At 71.4% G+C, this 25282-nt stretch carries 25 protein-coding genes; 10 read left to right on the top strand and 15 right to left on the bottom strand.

The genetic code is table 11. From position 1 onward, the window contains the following. Positions 1-272 precede the first annotated feature (272 nt). Entirely contained in the window at positions 273-1445 is a 1173-nt protein-coding gene (locus IE249_RS12535) for a PucR family transcriptional regulator (RefSeq protein WP_189704854.1), read from the bottom strand. Positions 1446-1591: 146 nt separating this feature from the next. Here IE249_RS12535 and IE249_RS12530 point away from each other — a divergent pair, with 146 nt between their 5' ends. Together IE249_RS12530 and IE249_RS12525 are read left to right on the top strand one after the other, a co-directional pair. Continuing rightward, entirely contained in the window at positions 1592-2239 is a 648-nt protein-coding gene (locus IE249_RS12530; RefSeq protein ID WP_189704853.1) for a carboxymuconolactone decarboxylase family protein, read from the top strand. Then, positions 2232-3041 (top strand): SDR family NAD(P)-dependent oxidoreductase, encoded by an 810-nt coding sequence (locus IE249_RS12525; RefSeq protein ID WP_189704852.1) that lies wholly within the window; start codon positions 2232-2234, stop codon positions 3039-3041. The genes IE249_RS12530 and IE249_RS12525 overlap by 8 nt, the downstream gene beginning before the upstream one ends. Before the next feature lie 93 nt (positions 3042-3134). On the opposite strand, the gene IE249_RS12520 is transcribed toward IE249_RS12525, so the two are convergent. From IE249_RS12520 to IE249_RS12500, 5 genes are read right to left on the bottom strand one after another with little or no spacing between them, the layout of a single operon-like run. Then, positions 3135-4412 carry an ABC transporter substrate-binding protein gene (locus IE249_RS12520; RefSeq protein WP_189704851.1) on the bottom strand — a complete coding sequence of 426 codons (1278 nt, stop codon included), beginning with the start codon at positions 4410-4412 and terminating at the stop codon, positions 3135-3137. 5 nt (positions 4413-4417) lie between these two features. Next, complete coding sequence (locus IE249_RS12515) at positions 4418-5545, bottom strand: branched-chain amino acid ABC transporter permease (protein WP_189704850.1); 1128 nt, start codon at positions 5543-5545, stop codon at positions 4418-4420. Next, positions 5542-6423, bottom strand: a complete 882-nt coding sequence (locus IE249_RS12510; protein WP_189704849.1) for a branched-chain amino acid ABC transporter permease — start codon at positions 6421-6423, stop codon at positions 5542-5544. Before IE249_RS12510 ends, IE249_RS12515 begins: the two co-directional genes overlap by 4 nt. Positions 6424-6428: 5 nt before the next feature. Beyond that, positions 6429-7217, bottom strand: a complete 789-nt coding sequence (locus IE249_RS12505; RefSeq protein ID WP_189704848.1) for an ABC transporter ATP-binding protein — start codon at positions 7215-7217, stop codon at positions 6429-6431. Then, positions 7214-7972: an ABC transporter ATP-binding protein gene (locus tag IE249_RS12500; protein WP_189704847.1), complete on the bottom strand. Its 759-nt coding sequence runs from the start codon at positions 7970-7972 to the stop codon at positions 7214-7216. The genes IE249_RS12505 and IE249_RS12500 overlap by 4 nt, the downstream gene beginning before the upstream one ends. A 188-nt stretch (positions 7973-8160) precedes the next feature. Between IE249_RS12500 and IE249_RS12495 the strand changes: the two genes are divergently transcribed. Both IE249_RS12495 and IE249_RS12490 read left to right on the top strand, forming a co-directional pair. Next, positions 8161-9456, top strand: a complete 1296-nt coding sequence (locus tag IE249_RS12495; RefSeq protein WP_189704846.1) for a PucR family transcriptional regulator — start codon at positions 8161-8163, stop codon at positions 9454-9456. Between the two features lie 62 nt (positions 9457-9518). Continuing rightward, complete coding sequence (locus IE249_RS12490; protein WP_189704845.1) at positions 9519-10118, top strand: TetR/AcrR family transcriptional regulator; 600 nt, start codon at positions 9519-9521, stop codon at positions 10116-10118. Between the two features lie 39 nt (positions 10119-10157). Here IE249_RS12490 and IE249_RS12485 read toward each other — a convergent pair whose 3' ends face one another. Then, on the bottom strand, positions 10158-10850 hold the full coding sequence (locus IE249_RS12485; protein ID WP_189704844.1) for a TetR/AcrR family transcriptional regulator: 693 nt from the start codon (positions 10848-10850) through the stop codon (positions 10158-10160). A gap of 161 nt (positions 10851-11011) precedes the next feature. On the opposite strand from IE249_RS12485, the gene IE249_RS12480 reads away from it, so the two are divergent. Next, a complete protein-coding gene (locus IE249_RS12480; protein WP_308434331.1) occupies positions 11012-11872 on the top strand; it encodes an alpha/beta fold hydrolase in 861 nt (286 codons plus the stop codon). Between the two features lie 25 nt (positions 11873-11897). Further along, a complete protein-coding gene (locus IE249_RS12475; protein ID WP_189704843.1) occupies positions 11898-12719 on the top strand; it encodes an SCO6745 family protein in 822 nt (273 codons plus the stop codon). A gap of 4 nt (positions 12720-12723) precedes the next feature. Here IE249_RS12475 and IE249_RS12470 read toward each other — a convergent pair whose 3' ends face one another. The 3 genes from IE249_RS12470 to IE249_RS12460 all read right to left on the bottom strand — a co-directional run bounded on the left by IE249_RS12470 (position 12724) and on the right by IE249_RS12460 (position 17350). After that, positions 12724-13968, bottom strand: coding sequence for a cytochrome P450 family protein (locus IE249_RS12470; protein WP_189704842.1), 1245 nt, complete (start codon positions 13966-13968; stop codon positions 12724-12726). 138 nt (positions 13969-14106) lie between these two features. Beyond that, on the bottom strand, positions 14107-16632 hold the full coding sequence (locus IE249_RS12465) for a SpoIIE family protein phosphatase (RefSeq protein WP_189704841.1): 2526 nt from the start codon (positions 16630-16632) through the stop codon (positions 14107-14109). 19 nt (positions 16633-16651) lie between these two features. Then, a complete protein-coding gene (locus IE249_RS12460; protein WP_189704840.1) occupies positions 16652-17350 on the bottom strand; it encodes an alpha/beta hydrolase in 699 nt (232 codons plus the stop codon). Between the two features lie 610 nt (positions 17351-17960). Here IE249_RS12460 and IE249_RS12455 point away from each other — a divergent pair. Further along, positions 17961-19175 carry a glycoside hydrolase family 3 N-terminal domain-containing protein gene (locus tag IE249_RS12455; protein WP_189704839.1) on the top strand — a complete coding sequence of 405 codons (1215 nt, stop codon included), beginning with the start codon at positions 17961-17963 and terminating at the stop codon, positions 19173-19175. 66 nt (positions 19176-19241) lie between these two features. Here IE249_RS12455 and IE249_RS37065 read toward each other — a convergent pair whose 3' ends face one another. Further along, complete coding sequence (locus tag IE249_RS37065; RefSeq protein ID WP_308434335.1) at positions 19242-19553, bottom strand: FtsX-like permease family protein; 312 nt, start codon at positions 19551-19553, stop codon at positions 19242-19244. A gap of 401 nt (positions 19554-19954) precedes the next feature. Here IE249_RS37065 and IE249_RS39845 point away from each other — a divergent pair, with 401 nt between their 5' ends. Then, positions 19955-20467, top strand: a complete 513-nt coding sequence (locus IE249_RS39845) for a PadR family transcriptional regulator (RefSeq protein ID WP_189704934.1) — start codon at positions 19955-19957, stop codon at positions 20465-20467. A 29-nt stretch (positions 20468-20496) separates the two neighbouring features. Here the strand turns inward: IE249_RS39845 and IE249_RS12440 are convergent, their stop codons facing one another. Together IE249_RS12440 and IE249_RS12435 are read right to left on the bottom strand one after the other, a co-directional pair. After that, positions 20497-20964, bottom strand: a complete 468-nt coding sequence (locus tag IE249_RS12440; RefSeq protein ID WP_189704838.1) for a winged helix DNA-binding protein — start codon at positions 20962-20964, stop codon at positions 20497-20499. Next, the gene (locus tag IE249_RS12435) at positions 20961-21455 is read right to left on the bottom strand and encodes a MarR family winged helix-turn-helix transcriptional regulator (RefSeq protein ID WP_189704837.1); all 495 of its coding nucleotides are present in this window, start codon (positions 21453-21455) and stop codon (positions 20961-20963) included. The genes IE249_RS12440 and IE249_RS12435 overlap by 4 nt, the downstream gene beginning before the upstream one ends. Before the next feature lie 153 nt (positions 21456-21608). Between IE249_RS12435 and IE249_RS12430 the strand changes: the two genes are divergently transcribed. Beyond that, complete coding sequence (locus IE249_RS12430) at positions 21609-22268, top strand: pyridoxamine 5'-phosphate oxidase family protein (RefSeq protein WP_189704836.1); 660 nt, start codon at positions 21609-21611, stop codon at positions 22266-22268. 67 nt (positions 22269-22335) lie between these two features. Here the strand turns inward: IE249_RS12430 and IE249_RS12425 are convergent, their stop codons facing one another. Both IE249_RS12425 and IE249_RS12420 read right to left on the bottom strand, forming a co-directional pair. Continuing rightward, positions 22336-22908 (bottom strand): dihydrofolate reductase family protein, encoded by a 573-nt coding sequence (locus tag IE249_RS12425; RefSeq protein WP_189704835.1) that lies wholly within the window; start codon positions 22906-22908, stop codon positions 22336-22338. A gap of 181 nt (positions 22909-23089) precedes the next feature. Continuing rightward, on the bottom strand, positions 23090-23716 hold the full coding sequence (locus IE249_RS12420; RefSeq protein WP_229858239.1) for a TetR/AcrR family transcriptional regulator: 627 nt from the start codon (positions 23714-23716) through the stop codon (positions 23090-23092). 328 nt (positions 23717-24044) lie between these two features. Between IE249_RS12420 and IE249_RS12415 the strand changes: the two genes are divergently transcribed. Next, complete coding sequence (locus tag IE249_RS12415; RefSeq protein ID WP_268249691.1) at positions 24045-25274, top strand: FAD-dependent oxidoreductase; 1230 nt, start codon at positions 24045-24047, stop codon at positions 25272-25274. The last annotated feature ends 8 nt before the right edge of the window (positions 25275-25282 follow it).

Below are 25282 nucleotides of genomic sequence, written 5' to 3'. Positions count from 1 at the left end.
CACGGCCGCCGCGGGATGGCCGAGCAGGTCCTGCGCCCGCCGGTTCCATCCGACCACGACTCCCCCGTCGTCGAGCACCGCCAGGGCGGCAAGGTGCAGGGCGAACGGATCGCCATGGCTCTCGCTGCGCTCCGTCATCCGCTTCTCCACCGCTGGGCACCACCCTGTATCAGGTCACCGATGTATTGAAACCCGGCGGGGACCTGCGGTCTCGTCCGCCGCACAGCACGGCGTGGCGGACTGCAGCGGTCACGGCAGGCGCGGTGGCCCGCTCATGCCGGACGTCGTGGAGACGTCCGCAGCTCGCGTGCCGCCAGCGCCCAGCTGAGCTCCACCGCGGTGTCCGGAGCGTCCAGGCTGGTGCCGGTCAGTTCCTCGAAACGACGCAGCCGGTAGCGGACGGTGTTGACATGGACGTGTGCGCTGCGGGCGACTTCGCGGATGCGCCGTCCCTTCTGAAGGTACGCCCGCACCGACTCCTCGATGAGCGCCCCGAACTCCCCCTCCGCCTGCAGTGGGCGCAGATAGCGGTCGAGCAGCAGCGCGGCGAGTTCCGGTTCGGCGACGACGGCCACCCGCCAGGACAGGTCGCCCAGGTCGTGAACGCCGCGCAGGGCGTACGCGCGGGCGGCTTCGAGCAGCCTGCCGGCGGCACGGAAGGAGCGGTGCACCGCGGTCAGGTCCGTCGGCGGGCCGATCCCCGCCGTCACCTGAAGGTCACCGGTCTCCGGCTTCGCCTCGACGACTCCGGCGACGGTCTCGTCCAGCACGGTGAGCAGCGCGCCCCGGCCGTGCCTGCGGCCGTGGGACTCCAGGGAGCGTTCCAGCGTGTCCGGAGCGGCATCGCCGTTCGGGACGGCCCTGATGGCCCGGTACGGGCGCGACGGGTCCAGTCCGTAGATCGCCGCGCCGCTGTGGATCTCCGCGGTGCTCAGCGTCCCGTGGAGCAGTCCACGCAGGAAGCCGGTGCGGCGCCGGGCGTCGAGCAGCGCGGAGGCGGTCGCTGCCTGCCGGTGGACGGCCGCGATCCGCAGGCTCGCGACGTCCGCCAGTTCCCACAGGCATGTGGTGCGGTCGACGACGAGGACAGGGTCCAGTCCGCGTCGGGTCGCCTCCGCGATGAACAGATCGCGTATCGCGCTCAGCGCCCGGCGGAAGGCGCGGAGTCCGTCGCCGAGCGGCACGCCCCGGGCGGCTCGGTCCCGGGCCACATCGGCCTCGTCGAAGTCCTCCGGCGCGGGCACCGTCCCCGCTCGCAGCACCGTGAGAGCCCGCTGGAAATGCCGGTGCCAGATCTCGTCCAGGAGTTCGCGCGGGACCACGCGGTAGGAGGGAATGTGGCTCGCCAGCTCCGCGTGCAACCGCCCGCCCAGGGGCCGCTGTTGCGCTGCCATGGCGGTGATGACCCGTTCGAGGGGCGCCGTCGCGCCCGGCTGTGCGGGCATGGACCCCACCTCCGCCCCTTCGGTACCGGCCGTTGTGCAACTGAACAATATGCCGCCGGCCGCCCTTGGCCGGGGAGCCGTCGACAATCCCCGGTCGCCGAAAGCACAGTGGCACGGCCACCCTGACGACAAGAGCGGAGACCTCCATGACCGACGAGCACCGCCGCCCAGCCCACCTGGCCGCCGCCACCGGCCCGCGGCTCGCGCCCCTGCCGGAGGACGGCTGGGATCCGTCCACGCGGGAGTTGCTCGCCCCGATTGCCCGGGACCCGGACGGCGGCGTCGCCAACGTCTTCACCACCTTGGTGCGGCACCCCGGCCTCTTCCGGCACTTCCTGCCGTTCGGCAGCCACCTGCTGCGCGACGGCCGTCTTCCGGGCCGGACCCGGGAACTGCTGATCCTGCGCACCGCGTGCAACACCCGCGCGGGTTACGAGTGGGGGCGCCATGTGCCGCTGGCCCGGGCCGCCGGGGTCACCGACGAGGAGATCCAGCGGGTCGGCGCGGGCCCCGACGCCCAGGGGTGGGCTCCGGCCGACGCGGATCTGCTGCGTGCCGCCGACGAACTGCACCGGGACGCCCGCCTGTCCGCGGCCACCTGGTCCGCACTCGCCGCCCGCCACGACGAGGCACAGCTGATCGAGATCACCATGCTCGTCGGTCAGTACCACATGGTCGCGTTCTTCCTGAACTCCGCAGGTACGCGGCTCGAACCCGGCTACGAAGCGGAGGCCCTGCCCGCGCCCACCGGGGCCGGAGCGGACGCGAAGGAAGGGGACCGCGGCGATGCCTGAGCCACAGCACTCCACGACCCGCCCGGCCGGCCTGCTGACCGGGCGGAACGTCCTGGTCATCGGCGCGGGCACCCGGCCCAGCGACGATCCGCGGGCCCCGGTGGGCAACGGCCGGGCGGTGGCCGTGCTCGCCGCCCGCGAGGGAGCCTCCGTGGCCTGTGCCGACATCTCCCCCACCGCCGCGGCGGCCACCGCCGCCCTGGTCGGTGAGGAGGGCGCCCGTGGCCTTCCCCTGGTCGGCGATGCCACGGACCCCGGCCAGACCTCGGCCGTGGTCGCCGGGGCCCTGCGTGAACTGGGCAAGCTCGACGGGCTCGTGGTCAACGTCGGCATCGGCCTCGGCGCGGGCCTGTCGGACACCTCACCGCAGCAGTGGGAACGTGTGCTCTCGGTCAACCTGAGCGCTCCCTTCCTCGCCGCCAAGTACGCACTGCCCGCGCTCGCCGACGGCGGCTCGATCGTCTTCGTCGGTTCCGTGGCCGGGTTGCGCGCGGCCACGAACTCGCCCGCCTACGACAGTTCCAAGGCGGGCCTGTTCGGCCTGACACGCCATGTCGCCAAGGAGGGCGGGCCGCGTGGGATTCGCGCCAACCTGGTCGTCCCGGGCCTCATCGACACCCCGATGGGACGCGAGGCCTCGGCCCGGCGCGCCTCGCGTGCCACCTCGTTCAGCCGCATACCGCTGGGACGCCAGGGCACCGGCCGGGAGGTGGCGGAAGCCGTCGCCTTCCTGCTCTCCGGGCGCGCCTCCTACATCACCGGGCAGAGCCTGGTGGTGGACGGCGGGTTGAGCGCCGTGTGAGCACGTGCCTGCCTTGTCGCTTCACGGAGCGGGGCGGAATCCGCGGGGGCGGTCCCGGGAGCAGGAGCTCGAGCGGGACCGCCCCCCGCCGGCTCACTTCGTGAGCGGGCCGAACTCCTTACGGGTGTCCACGGGCTTGCCGAACAGCTGCCACCGTTCGCCCTTGAACCGCATCAGCTGCATCGTCTCGATCGGGAACGCGTCGCCGGGACCCGTGGACAAGGTGACGCCGGGCAGCAGCAGGCCCACCTTCACGTCCTTCAGGTTGCGCACCGCGTCCCGCAGCCCTTCCCTGGTGGGGCACTTCATCGCGTCCAGCGCCTTGTGCAGGCTGGAGGCGACGGCCCAGCCGTAGGCGTTGAACTGGTTGGCCGGATCGGTGTCGGGGGCGTACTTGTGCATGGTGTTCATATAGGCCTTCATCTCGGGGTCGTTCGCCCACTGCGGGTCGGCCGGGTCCTTGAAGTAGGTCGCCGAGACCACGCCCTGCACGTTCTTGAACCCGACGGGCTTGAGCACGGCCGCGGAGGAGGCCACGTTGTTCACGATGTGCAGCGGGTTCCACCCGGTGTTCCTGGCGTCGGCGGCGAGTGCCTGGCTGCCGAACTTGGGGGTGGTGACGTCCAGCAGCACGTCCGCCTTGGAGCGGGCGAGGCTCGCCATCTGTGCCGAGACGGACGGGTCGGTGACCTCGTAGCTCTGCTCGGCGACCACCTTGACGCCGCTGCCGGCGACGGCCTTCTCGAACCCGCCCAGCAGGTCCTTGCCGAAGTCGTCGTTCTGGTAGAGGACCGCCACTCTTGCCTTCGGCTTCGCGTCCTTGAGGTACTTGGCGTACACCCGGGCCTCGGCCACGTAGTTCGGCTGCCACCCTGTGGTCCACGGATGCTTGGTGTCCGTGCCCCAGACGGAGGCACCCGTGGCGACGAAGGGCTGGGGCACCTTCTGCTTGTTGAGGTAGTCCCACACGGCCGCCGTGGACGGGGTGCCGAGGGTCTGGAACACGGCGAAGACCTTGTCCTGCTCGACCAGTCTGCGGGCCTCCTCGACCGCCTTGGGCGGCTGGTAGCCGTCGTCGCGGACGATGAACTGCACCTTGCGGCCGTCCATGCCTCCGTTGTCGTTGACGTACTTGAAGTAGGCGGCCACTCCCTTGCTGATCGTGCCGTAGGCGGAGGCCGGTCCCGACAGGGGGTAGATCCCGCCGAGCTTGATGGTCCTGTCGGTGATTCCGGTGGTCTGCTGGCCCTTGCACGCGCCACCGGCGGCGGTGTCCTGGGTGTCCTGCCCGCGCCGGCTGTTGCAGGCGGTCGCGGTGAGCAGGGCGGCGGTCACGGCCGCGGCCGCCCGCAGTGCGGTCGTCTTGCGCATGTGGTTCATTCCCTTTCCGTGCGGGGCGGTGCGCCCACGGGTTCGGTGTCGGCAACTGCGGGGTCCGCAGGGGTGGAGGGCGTCGAGGGTGCGGGGCCGGCCTCCGGCGTCCGGTCGGGAGCGGCGGTGGCGGGGGCGGCGGTGGTGCGGGGCAGGCGAGAGGCGACGGCGCCCAGGACCCGGCCCGGCAGACCGGCCAGTCCCGTGGGGGCCACGAACATCACCGCGATGATCAGCAGGCCGAACACCACACCCGGTGCCGCCTCGCTGAGGTCCTGGGACACGCTCGGCACGTACATCACGAACGCCGCGCCCAGCAGGGGTCCGTACAGCGACGCCAGCCCCCCGATGACCAGGCCGGCCAGCAGGGTGATGGACAGCACGGAGCTGAAGGAGTCGGGCGAGACGAAGCCGATCACCCAGGTGTAGAGGCATCCGGCGACGCCCGCGAACATGGCGCTCCAGGCGAAGGCGAGGGTCTTGTGCAGCGACAGCCGTACGCCCATCACCTCGGCGGCGCTCTCGTTGTCCCGCAGGGCGCGCAGCGCCCGGCCGACCCGGGAGCGCAGCAGGTTGCGGGCGAGCAGCAGAGCCGTCGCGGTGACGCCGAGGACGACGAAGTACGTCCACTGGTCCTCGGCCAGCCCGCTCCACGCGGGCGGCTGAAGCTTGTCCACGGTCAGGCCCATGGCGCCACCCGTCACCGGTTCGAGCCGCTTGAGCAGGGGCGGCAGGAACACCGCGAACGCCAGCGTGACCAGGGCCAGGTACAGGCCGCGCAGCCGCAGTGCGGGCACTCCGAACGCCAGGCCGAGGAGGAAGCATCCGGCGGCCGCGACCGGCAGCGTGGCCAGGTGGCCCGTGTCGTAGCGGTCGAGCATGACCGCCGCCGCGTAGGCGCCCGCCGCGAAGAACGCCCCGTGCCCGAGCGAGATCTGCCCGCCGAAGCCGACGAGCAGGTTCAGGCCGGCCAGTGCGACGGCGTACAGCAGGACCATGGTCAGCTGGAAGACCTGGAAGGGGGCGAAGTAGAACGGCACGCATCCGGCGACCGCCGCCGCGAGCAGCGCGGTGAGCGCGGCCCGCCGGCGCCGGGCGCGGTCGGTGCCGAGTGCCGCGGTGATCGTGCTCATACGCGCTCCACCGCCGCCCGTCCGAACAGGCCCTGGGGCCGTACGAGCAGCACCGCCAGGATGATCACGAAGGGGACGCCCACCTTCAGGTCCTCACCGACCACGTGTACGTACGCCCCGGTCAGCGTCTCGGCGACACCCACGAACAGACCGCCGACGACCGCGCCGACCGGGCTGTCGAAGCCGCCGAGGGTGGCCGCGGCGAACGCGTAGATCAGCACCCCGCCCATCATGTTGGGCTCCAGGAACAGCACCGGTGCGACGAGCACGCCCGACAGCGCGCCGACCGTCGCGGCCAGTGCCCAGCCGAGCATCAGCACCCGGCCCACCCGGATGCCCGACAGCCGTGCGGAGGCCGGGTTGCAGGCGACCGCCCGCATCACCAGGCCCGCGGAGGTGTGCTGGAACAGCAGATACAGCAGGCCCATCACGACGGCCACCACGCCCAGGATCCCGAGCGTCGACCAGTCCACGCGCACCCCGGCCAGGTCGAGCCCGCCGTCGGGGAACGGCTGCGGGAAGTCCTTCACCGTGAACGACCAGATGAGGCCGGCCAGCGCGTTGACGAAGATGAACAGGCCGACCGTGACGATGACCACCGTCAGCTCGGGCGCGCCCCGCACGGGGCGGATGACGATCCGCTCGACCAGCATGCCGCCGGCGAAGGACACCGCGAGGGTGACCGGCAGCGCCAGCCAGAACGGCATCCCGGACGCCATCAGCTGCCAGGCGACATACGTGGAGAGCATGGCCAGCTCGCCCTGGGCGAAGTTGATGATCCCGGTGAACCGGTGGATGAGCACCAGGGCCAGCGCAAGGCTTGCGTAGACCGCGCCGGAGCCCAGTCCTTCCACCGCTTGCTGGAGAAGATCGGTCACGGCGCTCACCCGGCTTTCCGGGAGCGGACGGAGACACCGAGGTACACCTCGGCGACCTGCCCGTCCTCGCGGATCCGCGCGGCCGGTCCGGACAGCACCAGGCGGCCGGCCTCCAGTACGTGCGCCCGGTGCGCGATGTCCAGCGCGAGCTGGGCGTTCTGCTCGACGACGACCACGGTGGTGCGTTCCTCCTCGTTGACGGCACGAACGATCTCGAACAGCTCCCGGGTGACCAGCGGTGCGAGCCCCAGGGACGGCTCGTCCAGGAGCAGCAGCGCGGGACGCGGCATCAGCGCCCTGCCGATGGCGAGCATCTGCTGCTCCCCGCCGCTGAGGCTGCCGGCGGCCTGCCGCGACCGCTGGCGCAGTCTGGGGAAGTAGCCGTAGATCCGCTCGAGGTCGGCCGCCACGACCGCGCGCCGGGCACGGCCGCGCCATCCCGAACCGGTGCGCAGGTGGGCGCCGATGCGCAGGTTCTCCTCGACGGTCAGGTCGTTGAAGGTGCCCCGGCCCTCGGGCACGTGCGCGACGCCGAGCCGGGCGGCCTGCTCGGGTGAACGGCCCAGCAGTTCCCGGCCGTTGAGGGTCACCGAGCCGCGGCCGCGGATCATGCCGCACAGCGCTCGCAGCGTCGTGGTCTTGCCCGCGCCGTTGGGTCCGAGGACCGCGCACACCTCGCCGCGGGCGACGGAGAAGTCCAGGCCCTGGAGCACGCGGGCCTGCCCGTATCCGGCGTGCAGGCCGCGGACCTCGAGGAAGTTCTGCTCCGTGACGTCGGTGACGGGCTCGCTCATGCGGCCACCCCCAGGTACGCCTCGACGACCGCCGGGTCGCGCTGGATGTGCTCCGGCGAGCCCTCGGCGATCTTGCGGCCGAAGTCGAGGCAGACCACCTTGTCGCACAGGCCCATCACGAACCCCATGTGATGCTCGACCACCACGAGGGTGAGGTCGAAGTCCTGGCGCACCGAGCGGACCAGATCCGCGAATTGGCCGACCTCACCGTGGCTGAGCCCGTTGACGGGTTCGTCGAGCAGCAGCAGCCGGGGCCGTGCCGCGAGGGCCCGGGCGAGCTCGACGCGTTTGAGCGTGCCGAACGGCAGCCCGGAGGCGGGGTGGTCGGCGACCTCCGCCAGGCCGAGCCGTCGTAGCAGGTGGTCCGCCTGATCACGTAGTTCTCTCTCCTCCCGCCGGACGCGGGGCAGCCGGAGCGCCGCGGCGAGGTGTCCGGTGCGCCCCCGGCTGTGGGCTCCGACCATGACGTTCTCCCTGACCGTGAGCCGCGGGAACAGGCCGAGGTTCTGGAACGTGCGGGCGATGCCGCGCCCGGCCACGGCGTGCGGAGGCAGGGCGAGAAGGTCCTCGTCCTCGAACCGCACCTCTCCCCCGTCGGGAGTGCAGCGCCTGGTGAGGCAGTTGAACAAGGTGGTCTTGCCGGCTCCGTTAGGCCCGATGAGCCCCACGGCGCTGCCCGGCTCGACGGTGAACGCGACACCGTCCAGTGCCGTGATCCCGCCGAAGCGCACGGTGATACCGTCGACCGCGAGCATGAGTGACGCCCCTTCCGACGTGCTGGGGGGTGGGCGAGCGTCACAGTAGGTGGGGGCGTTCGGGGCGCACATTGGGTGCGGGCACCCAACTTCGGGGCCGGCGCACTGTGCGCCGCGCACAGGTGCCGGGAGATGTCTCACGCCGGACCTGTTGACGGAGCACGAGGCGGACGGCGACGATCGGCGCCATGCCGCACGGTCCTGCCCTGGGCGCCCCTCGACTCTCCGAACCGCTCCGACGGGAGCGGTGGCGGATCCTGCACGCCGTCCACGACCGGGTCGAGGAGGTGGCGGAGGCCGCCGTCGAGGTGATGCGCGCGGAGATCCCGTCGTACGCGCTGCAGGACGAGCGGTTCTTCGACGACGTACGGGAGCAGGTGCTCGAGCACTACCGGATGCAGCTGGCGGCGCTCGCCGGCGACCGCGACATCGCCGCCGAAGACCTGGTCTTCAGCCGGGCGGCAGCCATGCGCCGCGCGCGTGCGGGATTCGCCCTGGAGGACTGGATCAGCGCCTTCCGGGTCGGCCGGCAGGTGCTGTGGGACGCGCTGCTGGACTGCGCGGGCACGTCCGCCGAGGCCCAGCAGGCCGCGCTGTCCCTCGTCACCCCCTTGATGCGGTACGTCGACTACGCCAGCACCCATGCCGCGCAGGCGTACGTCGAGTACCAGCAGCACGTGGTGGCGGACGCGGACCGGGAGCGGCGGGATCTCCTGGACCAGCTCCTGGCCGGCACGGCACCGGCGCGCGGGCCGCTGTTCGCCGCGGCGCAGGCGTACGGCATCGGTCCGCGCTCGCCGATGATGGCGGTCGTGGCGGTGTGCGTCGGCGACACGCGCACCGGGGACGTCGCCTCGGCCGAGCACGGCTACGCCACCAGCGCCTCGATCGGCGTCGCCGGGCCCTGGGCGGGCCGGACCCTGGTCGTCGTACGCCACGGCGAGGTGGTGGCCGTGCCCGTGGTCCGGGCCGGCATGGAAGCGGACGACATCTGTGCCCACTTCGAGGCCGTGCAGCGGCGGCTCGCGCGCAAGGGCACCCTGCTCGCCATGGGGATCAGCACGGTGGCCCGGGGTGCCCGCGAACTGCCGCGGGCGTACGCGGAGGCGCGGGCCGCCCTCGACCTGGTGCCGGGCGGGGGCGGGGTGGCGGCGCTGCCGCGGCTGTCCCCGTTCGACTACCTGGCGCTGCGCGCCGACGACCTCGCCCGCCAACTGGTGGATCCCCGCGTGCGGTTGCTGCTGGAGGAGGACCGTGGACGCGGCGACACGCTGGCCGTCACCATCCGGGCCTTCGCGGAGGCGGACCTCAATCTGCGGCTGGCGGCCGAACGGCTGCGGGTGCACCACAACACGGCGCACTACCGGCTGCGCCGGATCGAGGAACGCACCGGCCGCAATCCGCGCCGGATCGCCGACCTCCTGGAACTACTGGTCGCCCTCGCCCTCCGCGACGGGGCCGGAGAAGGTGAGGAACACCAGTGAGCGGCATCGTGAAGTCCGCCCGGACCGAGGCGGCACGTCAAGTCCCGGGAGAACGGCGGGACATGGCTGCACCGGAGGCGCATGCCGGGCAGGACCGGACGGTCCGGCGCGCGCTGCTGGACGCCGCGCTGGAGGTGTTCGCCGAGCGCGGCTACACCGACGCCGGCCTCACCGAGATCGCGGCGCGCTCCGGCATCCCGGCAGGCACCCTCTTCCAGCACTACGGCGGAAAGCGAGGGCTCTACCTCGCCCTGTGGGAGGAGTTCCGGGAGGAGCAGGAGCGCCGGACCGCGGCCACGCTGACCGCCGAGCGCGACCGTGGCGTGGTGGACCCCATAGCCCTCTTCGTGGCGGGAGCCAGGGCGTACCTGGGAGGCGCCTGGGACAACCGGCGGCTCGCCAGGCTCATCGCGGAGGACGACGGCCCGGCCGGCTTCGACGCGCTGCGCCGCCAGTGGGACCGCGCCTGGGTACGGCGCAACGCCCGTCTTCTGGAGGTGGACGAGCGGCACCGTGCCGGCCGGGTCCGGGTGAGCGTGCTGACCACCGTCATCGGCGGGGCGGCGCGCGAGCTGGGCGACTGCGAGGACGAGACGGAGGCCTTGGAGATCGTGGACGAGGTCTGCGGCATCCTGGTCCATCTGTCGACACCGCCGGTCTGAAACCCCCGCAGGCCGAAACACCCGGTCCGGGCCGTCCGGTCAGCGGTGTCCGGGGAACCGCAGTGCGTTCGCCCAGAGCCGGGTGACCGTGGACACCAGCGCCTCGAAGTCCACCGGTCCGCCTTCGTCCCGCACATCACCCGCCACGAAGGCGTGGTACGCCATGACGCTCACCATGCCCGAAAGCGCACGCGAGGCCGTCATCGGATCGACCTCCCGGTCGGCGACTCCCCGCGCCTGCAGCTCGGCGATGCCGCGGGCGTTGCGGCGGATGAACGCGTCCGCCCGTCGCCTGCGGAACTCACGGAACTCCGGCTCCACTTGGGCGACCTGCTCAAGCAGCGCCATCAGCTTGGCGTTGCGTCTGTACGCCTCGAGATACGCGCGGTTGCTCGCCTCGAGCACCGCGTAGGCGTCGTCAGTGGCCCGCACCCGGCCCACGCCGGGGTGCAGCATGTCCTCCTGTGCCTCCAGGAGGACGGCCGCGAGCACTTCCTCCTTGTTGGCGAAGTAGGTGTAGAACGATCCCGCCGCACACCGCGCCTCTTTGGTGATGTCGGTCAGGCGGGCGTCGAGGTAGCCGTCCCGCTCGAAGACCTTCCGCGCGGCCGCCACCAGAGCGGCCCGCGTCCGCGCTCCGCGCTTCGTCGCGGGCGGCTCGCGAAGCTGCGACGGCGGCGCCATGGGTGGCGCGGTCTCGCTGCCGGACTCCTCGGGCGCGGTGCTGTCCATCCGGGGAAGGTTACTCGAGTCCGGCGCCATGGCCGCGAACCGCCCTGGACGCGGTGCGCACGGCGAAGCGATCTCCGGATCGGCTACAGTTGAATCCGGCGTCATGTTCAAGCAGGGCCCGTCCGGCGAACAGACCGACCAGTCGGCATGGAAGGTGGACCGTGATCGAGCTGCACATCTCCACGGATGCGGGCGTGTTCGACGCGATCGCGGCGGGTCCGCCCGGCGGCCGGCCGGTGCTGCTCCTGCACGGCTTCCCGCAGACGGGGCGGGCCTGGCGGCGGCAGCTCGAAGCGTTGGCCGCGCACGGCTACCGGGCGGTGGCACCGGACCAACGCGGGTACTCCCCCGGGGCCCGGCCCCGTCGGCCCGCCGACTATCGCGTCGACGTCCTCGTCGACGACGTCGTCGCGATCACCGAGGAACTGGGCTGGACGACGTTCGACCTGGTCGGTCACGACTGGGGAGGCGCGGTGGCCTGGTGGACCGCGCACACCCGCCCCGGCCGCGTACGCACGCTGACGGTTGTCTCGACCCCGCACCCGGGCGCTCTGAGCAGCGCCCTGCGCACCGACCAGGACCAGCGCGAACGCTCGCGGTACATGATCAGCTGGCGCGAGACACCCGCGACCGAAGAGCACATGCTCGCCGACGACGCCCGAGAACTGCGCGGCCTCTACGCCGGAAAGGTCCCGCAGGACAGTGCCGAGACCTACGTACGGCATCTGTCCCGGCCCGGCGCTCTCACCGCCGCCCTGAACTGGTACCGGGCCGGCCGGCCCGAAGCCCGGATCGGCGCCGTCGACGTACCCACGCTGTACGTCTGGAGCACACAGGACAGCGCGTTCGGCCCGGCCGCCGCGCGGGAGACCGGAGCCTGGGTCGAGGGACCGTACCGGTTCGAGACCCTCCAGGGCGTCAGCCACTGGGTCCCCGAGGAGGCACCCGAGACGCTGAGCCGCCTGCTGCTCGAACACCTCCGCGGGCACGGCGAGCAACGGACCGCGGCGAACACCCCTTGACCGACTTCCCCGAAAAGGTGACCCCGTGAAGACAGCACGCGCAGCCTGGCGCCGCCTCGAACCCGTGCACGCCATGATCTACTTCGCGCCCGAGGCAGGACGCCGGTACGCCGACCTCGGACTGAACAGGCGCGCCGGGTACTTCATCTCCCGCAGCGCCGCCTTCGGCCGGGCATCCGCCGAGCTGGTCATCTCGACCTTCTACAACTTCAACCCCGCTCTGGTACGCCAGGCGGTCGACGGGGCCTGGGACACGACGACGCCGCAGCAGGTGCTGGACGCCCGGTACGCCGCTGCGGGCGAGGCCCTGCGGCGGGGTGGAATCCACGAGTTGGCCGGCTTCGACGAGGTCGTGGCGCTGACCCGCCGCGCCGCCGAGGCGGCCTGCGAACACCCGCACGGCCGCCCGCTGTTCGCCGCGCATGCCGCACTCCCCTGGCCGGAGGATCCGGTACTGCAGCTGTGGCACGCCCAGACGCTGCTCCGGGAGTTCCGTGGAGACGGCCATGTCGCGTGCCTGCTGAGCGAGGGCCTCGGAGGACTGGAGGCCCTGATCCTGCACGCCGCCACCGGTGAGGTCGCCGTCGACTTCCTCAAGGCGAGCCGCGCATGGCCGGAGGAGGAGTGGGCCGGCACCGAGGAACACCTGCGGGAGCGAGGACTCCTCGACGGCGACACCCTCAGCTCGGAGGGAGCCCTCCTGCGACGGCACATCGAGGACCGCACCGACCGTCTCGCCCTGCCCGCCTACGCCGCCCTGGGTGACGCCGACTGCGAGCGTCTCGCCGAGCTGGCGAGCCCTTTCGGCCGCACCGTCCTCGACGCCGGCCTCATCAAACTCGGCTGACCGATCAGGACAGGTGGACCGGCAGGGAGCGGTGGCCGTTGGAGATGAAGGAGTCGACCGGCTCCAGTTCCCCGCTTCTGACGGCGAGCCGGAGTCCCGGGAAGCGGTCGAAGAGAGCGGGGACCGCGATGCGGGCCTCCAGCCGCCCCAGCGGCGCGCCCAGGCAGAAGTGCACGCCGTGACCGAAGGCGAGATGCTCCTTGTCGCCGCGGGTGACGTCGAAGGCGGCGGCGCTCTCGCCGTACTTGTCCGGGTGGCGGCCGGCGGCGGCGTAGGCCGCCAGGATCGCCTCCCCCTCGCGGATCACCACGCCGTCCGGGCCGCCGATCTCACTGACCGTCAGGTCCTGCACGGCGTACCGCAGCGGCAGGCTGGCCACCGGCGCCTCCACGCGCAGCGCCTCCTCGATCACGTCGTCCCAGGAGGCGTTGCCCGCACGGACGTGGGCGAGTTGGGCGGGATGGGCGAGCAGGAGGTGGATGGCGTTGTCGATGAGGTTCACGGTGGTCTCATGACCCGCGCTGATGATCAGCATCAGGGTGTCCAGCAGCTCCTGCTCGCTCAGCCGGGTGCCGTCCTCGTCGTCACGCGCCGCGATCAGCGCCGAGGTCAGGTCGTCCCCCGGTGAGCGCCGTTTGAGAGCGACGAGCTCGCCGAGTGCGGCGTAGAACCGGGCGTAGATGTCGGTGACCTCCTCCGGGGAGGCTGAGGTGTGGAACGTGCCGTCCACGACCGCGCGCAGCTCCGCTCCCTGTTCCTCGGGCAGCCCGAGCAGCTCACTGATCACCTGAATGGGCAGCGGGTAGCAGAACCGCTCCCGCAAGTCGACGGCTCGGCCACGCCGCCCGGCCTCCTCCACGCCGTCCAGCAGGGTCTTGGTGATCTCCTCGACACGGGGCTGGAGCATGGCGGTGCGGCGAGCCGTGAACGCCTTGGACACCAGGTCACGCAGCCGCCTGTGCTCGCCGCCGTACGCGGTGAACATGTTCCGCACCGCGACCCAGGTGAACAGCGGCCACTGCGGGGATATCTCACCGTTCATCCACCGCGGCCAGTGCCGGCGCGGGTCCTTGGAGACCCGGGGATCGGTGAGCAGACGCTTGAGCAGTTCCGGAGCACTGACGGCCCATGCCTGGACGCCGTCCGGGAGTTCGACGAGGGTCACCGGCCCCCGCTCACGGATCCGGGCCGCCTCGCCGTGGATGTCACGGCCGGTCGGATCGATCACTAAAGGGCAGGGGTCTTCCATGGCAACCTCCCGATTCTCGGCACCGGTAGGCAAAGCTACTGCCCCGTAGCGTGTCTGACGAGACCGCCTGCCCGGCGCTGCGCACGGCCGCGAATCCCCTGTGCGTGACCGCAGGTCACGCCCCCTGGAGTGCGGGGCTCATGCGCGGGGGTCCGCTCCGTCCGCCTTGGGCAGCCCGATCAGGAGCAGTGTGACGTCGTCGTCATGCGCGGCCGTGTCCGGGATGAGGGTTTTGACCAGCCGCTCTGCCACCAGGTCGAGGCTTTCCTGATCTGTGGGGCGTCTCCTCAGCGCGGTTTCGAGAGTGCGGGCGAGGATGTCGATCTGCTCCTCGATGTCCGTACCGGGTCTTTCGACGAGGCCGTCGGTGTAGAGGGCCAGAGTGCTGCCCGGCGGCAGGGGCAGGCTCGTCTGCCGGAACGGCACGGCGTCCCAGCGCGAATCGTTGACGCCCAGCGGCACACCGACCGGCGCCCGCAGCCGGCGGGCGGGGCCGTCCGGGGGCAGCACGATGACCGGCAGGTGGCCCGCCGAACACAGGGTGACCTCGTGGATGTCCTGGTCCACCACCACGTAGACGCAGGTGACGAGCTGGTCAGCCAGGTCGCCGACGAACGCGTCCAGCCCGGCCATGAGCCGGTTGGGCGGCATGTCCGTCCGGGCCAGGGCGTGGGAGGCGGCGCGCAGCTGGCCCATGACGGCGGCCGCCTCCAGCCCTCGGCCCATCACATCGCCGATGAAGAGGCCGGTACGGTTCCGGTCCAGCGGAATGATGTCGAACCAGTCACCGCCGACCCCGGGGTCCCGGATGGACGCCAGATACCGGTGAGCGCTGGGCAGCCCGGGCAGCCGGGGCGGTTCACCCATGAGGCTGTGCTGCAGGGTGTAGGCGATACGACGGTGCTCCTCGTAACGCTCGGCGCGCTCGGCCTCGGCCTGCCTGCGCCCGGTGATGTCCCGAACGGACAGGAACACCAAAGTCGCCTCTTCGGTCTGGAGGCTGCTGACGCTCACCTCGACCGGGAACTCGTCGCCGTTGCGGTGCAGCCCGTACAGCCCCTGGTCCAGAACGACCGGTTTCGGGTCTGCCTGCCGGAAATACGCGCGGAACAGCGCGCTGTGGCGTCGACGCCGCGGGCCTGGCACCAGATCGATGACCGGGGTGCCGACGAGGTTGTCCGGCGCTTGGCCGAACAACCGCTGGACCTGTGCGTTGGCCATGACGATGGTGCCGCTGCCATCCGTGATCAGCATGGCGTCGGGTGCGGATTCCAGGAGTGCGAGGAAGCGCTGATTGGCTCGGCGAAGCTCGCGCTGTGCCGCGACCCGCTCGGTGATGTCGGTGACCACGCCGCATATGGCGTAAGGACTGCCGGAAGCGGTGGAGAGCGGAAAGAGACTGGTGAGGACGTCTCGCGGTCCTCCCGGCAAGGGGAGGCGTTCCTCCCGTTGCACAGGGTTGCCCTGTGCCAGCAGCGCGTCGTCGGCCGTCCGCGCCCGACGTGCGAGGTCGGGCGGCATGACATCGCGGTCCAGGCGGCCGAGCACCTGTTCGCGAGGCAGGCCCAGGCTCTTCTCGAACGTCGTGTTCACGGCGAGGAAACGACCGTTCAGGTCCTTGATGAACACGACCGCGGGCGTGTGGTCCATGAACGCCTGCACCAGTTGGTTCTGCCGCACCTGCCACTCGGCACGGGCATGGGCCACCTCTATCCGGCGGCCGACGCCCAATGTCGCGAAGATGACCGCGGTGAACACGACCACGTGCCCGCACACCAGGAGCGCGGTGCCCAGACGCGGTCCGAAGAGTCCCGCGTCCTCACCGGCCAGGACGAGCCGGCCCAGCAGCGGCGGCACCACCAGGACGGTGCCGAACAGCCGGCGCCCCAGCGCGCCCGTGGTGCCCGCGTTCATCAGCAGTCCGGCAGGACCACGGTCCGGCCGGGCCAGGAAGACGGCGATGCCCAGCAACACCAGAGCCAGCCCGGTGTACAGGGCCATGCCCCTGTAGGCCCCGAACCGCTCCAGTTCGGGAACGGCGTACGCGAACCCGTACAGCCGCAGTGATCCAAGGGCGAGAACGGCCAGGCCCGGAATCTGACTCGCCCACGCGGGCAGCCTGGGGACGCTCGCGCACAGGGCCGCCACGCCGCCGATCAACAGGGCCGTAGCCGTATTCGGCGCCATCCGTCCGGGCATCTCCAGCGCCACTCGTGCCGTGTCGTCCCGGAACAGCAGTTCATCGATACCCAGGCCGAGCCCGGTGACGTACTCCACGACGGTGAGCCCGCCGATCAAGGCGGCCAGCGCCGCGGCCGCTCGAGCCGCGGTGTTCGCCCACCGGGTGATGCGGACGCGTGCCACCAGAAAGAGGGACCCGCCGAGTGCCAGCACGGCCACGGCCGTGTTCGCGACCATGGTCGAGTCGGCCCCGGGCGCACGCCTCAGGACATCGATACCGAGAATCCAGCCGGACAGGCCCGTCGCGCCCAGCACCGCGGCCACCAGGGCCGCGACCTGGGCCAGAGCACGAGCGGCGTCCAGGGTGGACTGCTGGTACGGCAGTCCCCCGGTCTCCGCCGCGCCGAGCGCGTCGGGCACATCGCGGGTCCGCTGCTCCTTCTTCACCGAATGCTCGCCATGCTCTTCTTCATGGGCGGACAACCAAATCCGCGCTAATACCCTAGATTCTCGCGTGACCGGGCGGCCCCCCACCACCGCTGATGTCAGGTGGACCAAACGGCCGATCACTGCCCGTGGCCGCCCTCGCCAGTACGTCGGCGGTTCGCGACCCCGCCTCGACGGCATGGGCGGCGGTGCTGGGCAGGCAGCGGCCTCGCTCGGGAACGAACTCGGTCATGATGACGCCGGCGTGATCGGTCGCGACCTCGTCGAGCGTCACCGGCCAGCCCCGTTCCGCCAGGGCCGTACGCAACTCACGTGAACGCCCGACGTCCACGATGGGGTCCCCGGTGCCGTGCACCAGCCACACCGGCAGGGGCGGCAGCCGGTTGCCGCCCAGCCGGAGGTCGTCGATCGGGGCGGTGCCGGTGACCGGCGCCGCCGATCCGTACGCACCGGCGATTCCCACGACGGCCTGCGGCCTCCAGTTGCCGAGTGCGGCGGGATTCAGGGCGGCACCCACCGCCGCCTTGGCGCCCAGCGACCAGCCGGCGAGCACGATCCGCCCGGGATCCCCGCCGAAGCCGGCCAGGTTCCGGCGCGCGAAGGTGACCGAGTCGTTCAGCTGTGTTCGTCCGCCGTCCGGCGCGTCGGGGCGCCAGTCGGGTACCAGGACGATGACGCCCGACGCGGCCGCAGCGCGGGCGACCGGGGCGAGGACGTCCCGTTCGTCGGGGCCCCGGCCGTGCCAGAGCAGCACCGCGGGCAAAGGCCCCGAGGCGTCCGCAGGCCGATGGACATCCATGAGCTTGCCACCGGCCCCATATGCGAGCCCCGACTTGACGACAACGTCTGCGACCACCGCGACACCTCCCGACTCGTGCACCACGAACCTACGACGCGAGTCGACCGGCCCTGCCTCCGCCTCAACCGGTTGAAGCGCGGCCCGTGTTGCGGGACGACCTGGTCAAGACGTGCGCCGCTGGCGGCTGCTCCGGTCCCGATGGATCACGGTACCGCTCCGTGGACCGAACTCGGTTCAGCCGTCCGGCAGTTGGTCCTCTCCAGGTTCGTCTTGGTTGCTGCTGGGCCCGCCCATCACGGGGATACGGCGCTGCATGTCCCCGCACAACTGCCTGATGCCCAGCGGCCCGGGACGCCGGGCTGTCCTGACCGACCGCCGGCTGACACGGGATCGGTCGAGTCGGCCGCGAGCCGGGAGACGAATCGCAGCCGGACGGTGCGGAGGCGGACGGTTCCTCCACTTCCTCCACCCAAGGAGAGATCCGCGGAATGGAGGTAGCTTTGAGCGTAGTGATGGGCGAACCTGCGCAGCTTGCAGGCGGCCGGTCCGCCGGAAGGGGCTCTGCATGAGACCGCGACAATCCCCGTACCGCAAGTCGAGAGCGCACACCGCCTGGCCCGTACCGCTCCTGGCGCTGTCCCTGACGGCGGCGAGTCTGGCCGGTGTGTATTCCGCGCCGGCATCGGCCGAACCGGCCGCATCCGGCAAAGCGGCCGGGAACAGCGCGGCGACCTGTGTCGACAGCGTCTACGGGGCGATGACGAGTGCGCAGCGGGTCGGCCAGCTGTTCATGGGCGGGATCAACGCGGCGACGCCGGACCAGAAACGGATCGCGGTTCTGCGGCAGTACCACGTGGGGTCGGTCTTCCTCGCCGGGCGCAGCACCAAGGGCACGCAGGCCACGAAGAACATCGTCAACGGCCTCCAGGCGAAGGCCGACGCCGTGGCGGGGCACCGCGTGGGCCTGCTGGTCTCGACCGACCAGGAGGGCGGCCGGGTACAAGTACTGTCCGGCCCCGGATTCTCGACGATGCCGAGCGCGCTGGTGCAGGGCACCTGGACGACCACGAAGCTGCGCGACAGTGCCGCCGTGTGGGCCAAGCAGCTCAAAGCGGCCGGTGTGAACCTCAACCTCGCGCCTGTCGCCGACGTCGTCCCGGCCGGGCTCGGCCGCAACAACGCCCCCATCGGGGCGTACGACCGCGAGTTCGGTCATACGGCCGCGACGGTCACCCCGCACAGCAACGCGTTCGCCGCGGGTTTCGCGCAGTCCGGCGTCCTCGCCACGGTCAAGCACTTCCCGGGACTCGGCAACGTCCGCGGCAACACCGACACCACCGCCAACGTCGTGGACTCGGTGACCACGGCAAAGAGTTCGAGCCTCATACCCTTCAGTTCGGCGATCAAGGCCGGCATCCCCTTCGTGATGATCTCCTCCGCCACGTACACCAAGATCGACGCCAGGCATCAGGCCGTGTTCTCGCCCACGGTCATTCAGGGCCTGCTGCGCAAGACGTTCAACTTCCAGGGCGTGGTCATCTCGGACGACATCGGCAATGCGGTGGCGGTGAAGCAGGTGCCTCCGGGCGACCGTGCCGTGCGATTCCTGTCGGCCGGCGGGAACCAGGTCCTGACCGTCGAACCCAACCTGATCCCCGCCATGGTCAAGGCCGTCCAGGCCCGGATGGCGCAGAGCTCGGCCTTCAGCAAGCAGGTGGACACGAGCGTGCACCGCGTCCTCACCGCCAAACAGAAGGCCGGCCTGCTGCACTGCGGCTGACGGGCGCCGCCGGCGGTGCGCGGTGCGACGCGTCCTCGCCGTCGAACGCCCGTCGCAGCGGCCGAGTCAGTCGGCGGCGAGCAGTTGGGCTGCGGCGATCCGGGACAGGCCGCGGATCGGGATGGCCAGGGCCGCGCTGACCAGGGCGGTCGCGGCCAGGGTGGCCAGCAGCGCGGCGCCGGCGATCGCGAGCAGGTGCCCGTGCAGCACGCCCTGGCCGAGCGACAGCACCACGAGCAGGCCCGCTACCGCGCCGGTCAGGCCACCCAGGAGGGCCAGGCCGATGCCCTCGTAGAGGGTCATCTTCGCCAGTTCGCGATTGGTCCAGCCGGTCGCCCGCAGCACCGCGAGATCGGCGGCCCGCTCGCGCTGCGAGATGATCAGTACGTCGATGGCCCCGGCGGCGCCCAGCAGCAGGGACAGACCGACACTGAGGTAGTCGGCCCCGCGCGCCTTGCCACCACGGCGTTGCCGAGCAGTGAGCCCGCCGCCTCGCCGCGGAGGGCCAGTGTCAGGGCGAGCAGCACGGTGAAGGCGGCCACGGCGAGCGCCGGCCCGGCGGCGCCCAGCAGCGTGCGGCCCCGCACACGCAGCAGGTTGCGCACGGCCAGTCCGGCCACCGAACCCACCGGGCGGGCGCGGCGCGCCGCGCTCACCGCGGGTCTGACCGCCTCCATCGGCCCCAGCCGGGTGGCGAGCCAGGCGGGTATCAGGCCCGCCGTCAGGGCCACGAGGAGCGCCCCCGGCAGCACGAGCAGTGACTTGGCACCGGCGCCGGGCTGCCCCACCAGATCCTCGAACGGCTGGTCCGTGACGGCTACGTCTCGCGTACGCAGGTCACACAGGCCGACCGGCCCGACAAGAACCTGTACACACTCACCGAGGCCGGCCGGACCGAGCTGGACTCGCGGGCGACGACGGCCTGGGTCCGCGTCGGCGGCTTCCGCGACGAGCTGTTCCTCAAGCTCTTCGGCGCCGTCGCCCTGGGCCCGCGGGCCCTCACCGCACTGATCGAGTCGCAGCGGCAGACCTATCTGTCCGAACTCGCCGGCCTGGCGCGGCAACGCCGGGCTCACGCCGCCGAGCCGCTGGTGGCCGTCCTGATCGACGCCGCCATCGCGCACACCAAGGCCGACCTCGGACTCCTGGACAGCGCCGCGCAGCATCTGACGCCGCTCGCCGAGGCCCACGGCGTGCCGGCGCCGGAGGTTTCGCAGCCGCACCGGCCCGGCGGCGGGGACACGGCCATCGGCGGCGGCGACGCGGAAGGGTCTCGGCCGGAGTCCGCGTAAGGGCGGGCCACGCCGGGCCGGTCGTGGGATCAGGCGGTCAGCGCCGCGAGTTCCGCGTTGGCGCGCTCGGTGACCAGGGCGAGGACGCGGCCGGCGGCGGTCAGGTCCGCGGCGGGTATTCCGCCCCAGATGCGGGCGCTGACGGGGGCGGTCTCCGCGCTGACGGCGGCGATCAGCTCGCGCCCCGCGTCCGTGGGGCGAAGGTGCGGGCCGTCAGCAGCAAGCAGTTGCTTGGCGAGCAGCTCGTCGAGCGTGGCACGGATGCCGGTCGGATCGGCCTTGAGGGAGCCCTGGACCTGGGCGACGAGATCGTCCGGTGTCCGCGGGGTCTCGGCGGTGAGGGCGGCGCGCAGAGCGACCTGCTGCTGGAACGTGATGCCGTGCCGGGCCAGGACGTGCTCCAGGACGCCGCGGGCGGCGTAGTGGGCCAGGGCTAGGTCGCGGGCGTCGGCGACGGGTTCGGCGGGGGATGCGGTGGTGGATCCGGTGGTGGTCATGGTCTTGTCCCCTGGGTGCTCTGGTCGTTGGGTACGGATGGAGCGAGAGGTACGTCGAGCAGGGTCGTCAGTTCGTCGGTGAACGCGCGCGTCCCCGGGGCGTCGAGGCCACCGAGCGGCTCCAGCAACTGCTGAAGCAGTTCCTGGACCACCACGATGGCCCGCCGCACGACGGCCTGCCCCTGCTCGGTGAGGGCGAGCTGCACGGCGCGCGGGTCGCGTGGATCGCGGGTGCGCTCGATCAGACCGGCCGACTCCAGGGCGCGAGCCAGCTTCGACACATACAGCGCCTCCAGGCCCGTGTGGTCGGCGAGTCGGCGCTGACTGGGCCGCTCGCCGGCGCGCCGCATTCCGTGCAGCGACGCGAGCAGCGAGTACTGCGCGTGCGTGAGGCCCAGCGGAGCCACCGCGCGATCGACCGCGACGCGCCACTTGTTGGCGAGCCGCCATACCAGGAAACCGGGCGTGTGGCCCGGCGAACCCTTGCTCATACTCGATAGAGTACATGGCTACTATGTCCAATGGCTATCATTTTCGGCAGCCGTCACGACTGCACCGACTCCGCGCCGCGAAGGCCGGCGGAACGCCCGTGGGAGACCGGTTCCCCGTCCTGCGCAGGTCGTCCGCGCCCTAGGGTTCGAGGTATGACGCCACTCCTTGCCGGAAGTGCATTCGACTCCCTCCGTACCGACGCCGTGCGCGACCAGGAGGCCCTGCGCCGGGCCTACGGATCCCCCAGCGACGCGGCGGTGCGCAAGCAGATGACCGAACTCACCGAGCAGACCCAGCGGTTGATCGGCTGCTCGTCCCTGGTCCTGATCGCCAGCGTGGATACCGAAGGCCAATGCGACGTTTCCCCGCGCGGCGGGCCCCCCGGGTTCGCCGCCGTCCTGGACGCACGGACGGTGGCGATACCGGACGCGACCGGCAACAAGCGTCTGGACACCCTGCAGAACGTCGTCGCCACCGGACGGGCCGGGCTGCTGTTCATCATCCCGGGGCGCACGACGACGCTCAGGGTGAACGGCCGGGCCTGCGTCTCCACCCGCCCGCAGCTGCTGTCGCAGCTGACCGCCGTGGGCAAACCGCCGGCCAGTGCGCTGGTGCTGGGGATCGAGGAGGTCTATCCGCACTGCCCCAAGTCGCTCCTGCGCAGCGCGGCCTGGAAGCCGGAGCAGTGGCTGCCGGCCGACGCCCAGCCGAGCTCGGCAGAGGTGACGCTGGCCCAACTGCGGATGCCGGAGCTGACGATCGCCGACGTCGAGCAGGCGGAGGCGGATTCGCTGAAGTACCGCTACGAGTGACGGCTCGACCTGTGCCGTTGACAGATGCGCGGCGGGCGGGCCGGCGCGGAGGAAGACCTCTGCCTTGTCAGCGGACGACGTCGAAGACGTTCTTCTGCAGGCCGTTGGCGTACACCTCGTGCTCGACCAGCTTCAGCTTCTGGATGTCCTTGTCCGTGTCGCTGAACAGGCGCTTGCCCGCGCCGAGCAGGAGCGGGAAGACGAGCAGGTGGTAGCGGTCGATCAGACCCGCGTCCGAGAGGCTGTGGTTGAGAGCGGCGCTGCCGTGGACGATGACCGGGCCGCCCTCCGTCTGCTTCAGGGCGGCCACCTCGTCGAGCGAGCGCAGGATCGTCGTCTCGCCCCAGTGCGTCACCAGATCGTCCTCGGTGAGGGTGGTGGAGACGACGTACTTCGGCATCGCGTTGTAATCGGCGAACTCCGCCATCTTCGGCCACACCGGGCTGAACGCCTCGTAGCTGTTCCGGCCCAGCAGCATCGCCGCGGCTTCCTTCTGCTCGCGGCCCTTCAGGTCGTACGCCTCGGGGAGGAACTCGATGTCCTTGAAGGTCCAGCCGGAGTTCCGGTAGCCGGGCTCGCCGCCCGGGGCCTCCATGACGCCGTCGAGCGAGATGAAGGCAGTGCTGATCAGGGTACGCATCGTGAGCTTCCTTGGTGTCTCGTATCCGGTTCTCGGCGGTCAGATCGATGGAGGCTACGACCGCGCTTGCGGCCACGGCGCATCGACCATGACCTATGACTGCCAAGCGTGAAGGAACTCATCCAAGCAGTCGGCATCACGAGAGACTGTTCGGCGACGGCGGCCAGCCCGAGGTCGACGGTCAGGGCAGAGGTTGCGGGCGCCGTCTGCGCGTCGGCATCCCTATGGCCAGGCGCAGTTGCGGGCTGAACAGACGGATCAGTTCCTCCCGGTCCATGGAGCTGATGGGCTCCAGCTTGAGGAGGTAGCGGGTGAAGATCAGCCCTGCCAGCACGGCCGCGCAAGCCGCGGCGCGCTCGCTTGCACGACGGCCGCCGAGGACGTCTGCGAGCCGGCTCACGATCTCGCCTTCCAGAGCCTCTTTGACCAAGGCGGCGACGGAGTCGTCCTGGGCCGCGTTCCTGAGCATGGCCAGGAGCGCATCGCCGGATTCGGGTGCGTCCCATGCGGTGATCAGCCGCCTGAGCGCACGCTCGGGGAATGTGTCGAGATCGCCTTCGCTCAGCAGTTGTGCCGCCAGCTCCGCGGGGTTCGCGGACAGAGCGAGAGAGGCGCCGAAGAGCCCCTTCTTGGAGCCGAAGTAATAGCTGAGGAGGGCCAGGTCGACTTCTGCCTCGTCGGCTATCGAGCGCATCGTCACCGCGTGATAGCCGTCTTCCAGGAACCGCCGGCGGGCAGCAGCCAAGATCACCTGGCGCGTGTCCGGCTTTCCCGGCCTCCGTCCGCGCTGCGACGTCTTATTCGTCACGATTGAAATAGTAATCGGCTCCTCGGTACGGGTGAGGGGTCGCGGGGTGTTCAGTGCCCCCTCTCGGCAGCCGACGAGGGCCGGGCGCTCCCTGCCTCGCGCTGCGGCACCACCGGGCAAATTCATCGGGCAGGTCACCGAGGCCGGCGATCCGGACACCGCGCCGACGGGCTCACTCGCGCCGGCGTCGCCCCGGCCATGCGGACGGGCGGGCCCGGGGCGATGGTGCATGAGGGGCCGGGGAGCTCAATCATTTCATCAAGGTGGTCGCGACGTGGTGTTCCGTCGAATCTGGCAGTGACAGCCGCACGAGAGGAAGGAGCGGGGCGTGAAGGAGCATACGACGTGCTGCGTGGTCGGTGCCGGGCCGGCGGGGATGGTGCTCGGGTTGCTGCTCGCGCGGTCCGGAGTCCAGGTGACGGTCCTGGAGAAGCACGGTGACTTCCTGCGCGACTTCCGCGGTGACACCGTGCACCCCTCCACCCTCGCTCTGCTGGACGAACTGGGCCTTGGCGAGCGCTTCGCCCGACTGCCGCAACGCCGGGTCGACGCCATCCAGTTGCCGGTAGGGCCGGGCGGCACGCCAGTCGTCGTCGGTGACCTCGCGGCCCTGCGGCCGCCCTACAACTACATCGCCATGGTGCCGCAGTGGGACCTGCTGGAACTCCTCGCGGACGAGGCGCGCAAGGAGCCGTTGTTCACACTGCGCATGGACACCGAGGCGACTGGTTTCCTGCGCTCCGGCAGCCGGATCACCGGAGTGCGCCACCGCGGCACCGACGGCACCACCGGCGAGTTGCACGCCACCTTGACGGTGGCATGCGACGGCCGTGGATCACTGGCGCGGGCGCTGCCCGAGTTGCGGCTCGAGCGGTTCGCCTGCCCGATGGATGCCTGGTGGTTCCGCCTGCCGCGCCACGAGAACGACCCAAGTGGCCTGCTGGGCAACCTCGGTCACCGCTTCATGACCGTGCTGATCGACCGCGGCACGTACTGGCAGTGCGCGGCACTGATTCCCAAAGGCACCGACGCCGAGAGGCGCGCCGGCGGACTGGACCGCTTCATGTCCCAGGTCGCCGCCGCCACGCCCTGGCTTGCCGACCGGACCGAGGCGCTGACGTCGTGGGACGAGGTCAAGCTGCTGGACGTCCGGCTGGACCGGCTGCGGCGGTGGCATCGCCCGGGGCTGCTGTGCATCGGTGACGCGGCGCACGCCATGTCCCCGGTGTTCGGCATCGGCATCAACCTCGCCGTGCAGGACGCGGTGGCCACCGCGCGCATTCTCAACGGGCCGCTGCGCTCAGGTGGCGTCGGGCTGTCGCACGTACGCGCGGTGCAGCGGCGACGCCGGCCGACCGCCGTCGCCGCACAGGCCCTGCAACGGCTGGTGCACGCCCGGGTCCTCGCTCCGGTGCTGGCCGGGCGGCCCCCGCTGACAGACGGCGGCACGGGACTGACACGGATGCTTGCCGCGGCCCCCTGGCTGCGTCGAGCACCTGCGTACTTCTTCGCGTACGGCGCCCTGCGTGAGCGTCCGCCGAAGGCCGCCGTACGCTGACCGCCGCA

The organism is Streptomyces anandii JCM 4720, assembly GCF_014650655.1.
In the GTDB taxonomy this organism is placed as follows: Bacteria; Actinomycetota; Actinomycetes; order Streptomycetales; family Streptomycetaceae; genus Streptomyces; species Streptomyces anandii.
This window is presented reverse-complemented; position numbering and strand designations above follow the sequence as displayed.

Bases quoted from the DNA above. Each gene is read 5' to 3' on its own strand.
- IE249_RS12535 (WP_189704854.1), bottom strand. From the start codon at position 1,445: ATGCCCGCACAGCCGGGCGCGACGGCGCCCCTCGAACGGGTCATCACC.
- IE249_RS12530 (WP_189704853.1), top strand. From the start codon at position 1,592: ATGACCGACGAGCACCGCCGCCCAGCCCACCTGGCCGCCGCCACCGGC.
- IE249_RS12525 (WP_189704852.1), top strand. From the start codon at position 2,232: ATGCCTGAGCCACAGCACTCCACGACCCGCCCGGCCGGCCTGCTGACC.
- IE249_RS12520 (WP_189704851.1), bottom strand. From the start codon at position 4,412: ATGCGCAAGACGACCGCACTGCGGGCGGCCGCGGCCGTGACCGCCGCC.
- IE249_RS12515 (WP_189704850.1), bottom strand. From the start codon at position 5,545: ATGAGCACGATCACCGCGGCACTCGGCACCGACCGCGCCCGGCGCCGG.
- IE249_RS12505 (WP_189704848.1), bottom strand. From the start codon at position 7,217: ATGAGCGAGCCCGTCACCGACGTCACGGAGCAGAACTTCCTCGAGGTC.
- IE249_RS12500 (WP_189704847.1), bottom strand. From the start codon at position 7,972: ATGCTCGCGGTCGACGGTATCACCGTGCGCTTCGGCGGGATCACGGCA.
- IE249_RS12495 (WP_189704846.1), top strand. From the start codon at position 8,161: ATGCCGCACGGTCCTGCCCTGGGCGCCCCTCGACTCTCCGAACCGCTC.
- IE249_RS12490 (WP_189704845.1), top strand. From the start codon at position 9,519: ATGGCTGCACCGGAGGCGCATGCCGGGCAGGACCGGACGGTCCGGCGC.
- IE249_RS12485 (WP_189704844.1), bottom strand. From the start codon at position 10,850: ATGGACAGCACCGCGCCCGAGGAGTCCGGCAGCGAGACCGCGCCACCC.
- IE249_RS12470 (WP_189704842.1), bottom strand. From the start codon at position 13,968: ATGGAAGACCCCTGCCCTTTAGTGATCGATCCGACCGGCCGTGACATC.
- IE249_RS12455 (WP_189704839.1), top strand. From the start codon at position 17,961: ATGAGACCGCGACAATCCCCGTACCGCAAGTCGAGAGCGCACACCGCC.
- IE249_RS12440 (WP_189704838.1), bottom strand. From the start codon at position 20,964: ATGACCACCACCGGATCCACCACCGCATCCCCCGCCGAACCCGTCGCC.
- IE249_RS12435 (WP_189704837.1), bottom strand. From the start codon at position 21,455: ATGAGCAAGGGTTCGCCGGGCCACACGCCCGGTTTCCTGGTATGGCGG.
- IE249_RS12430 (WP_189704836.1), top strand. From the start codon at position 21,609: ATGACGCCACTCCTTGCCGGAAGTGCATTCGACTCCCTCCGTACCGAC.
- IE249_RS12425 (WP_189704835.1), bottom strand. From the start codon at position 22,908: ATGCGTACCCTGATCAGCACTGCCTTCATCTCGCTCGACGGCGTCATG.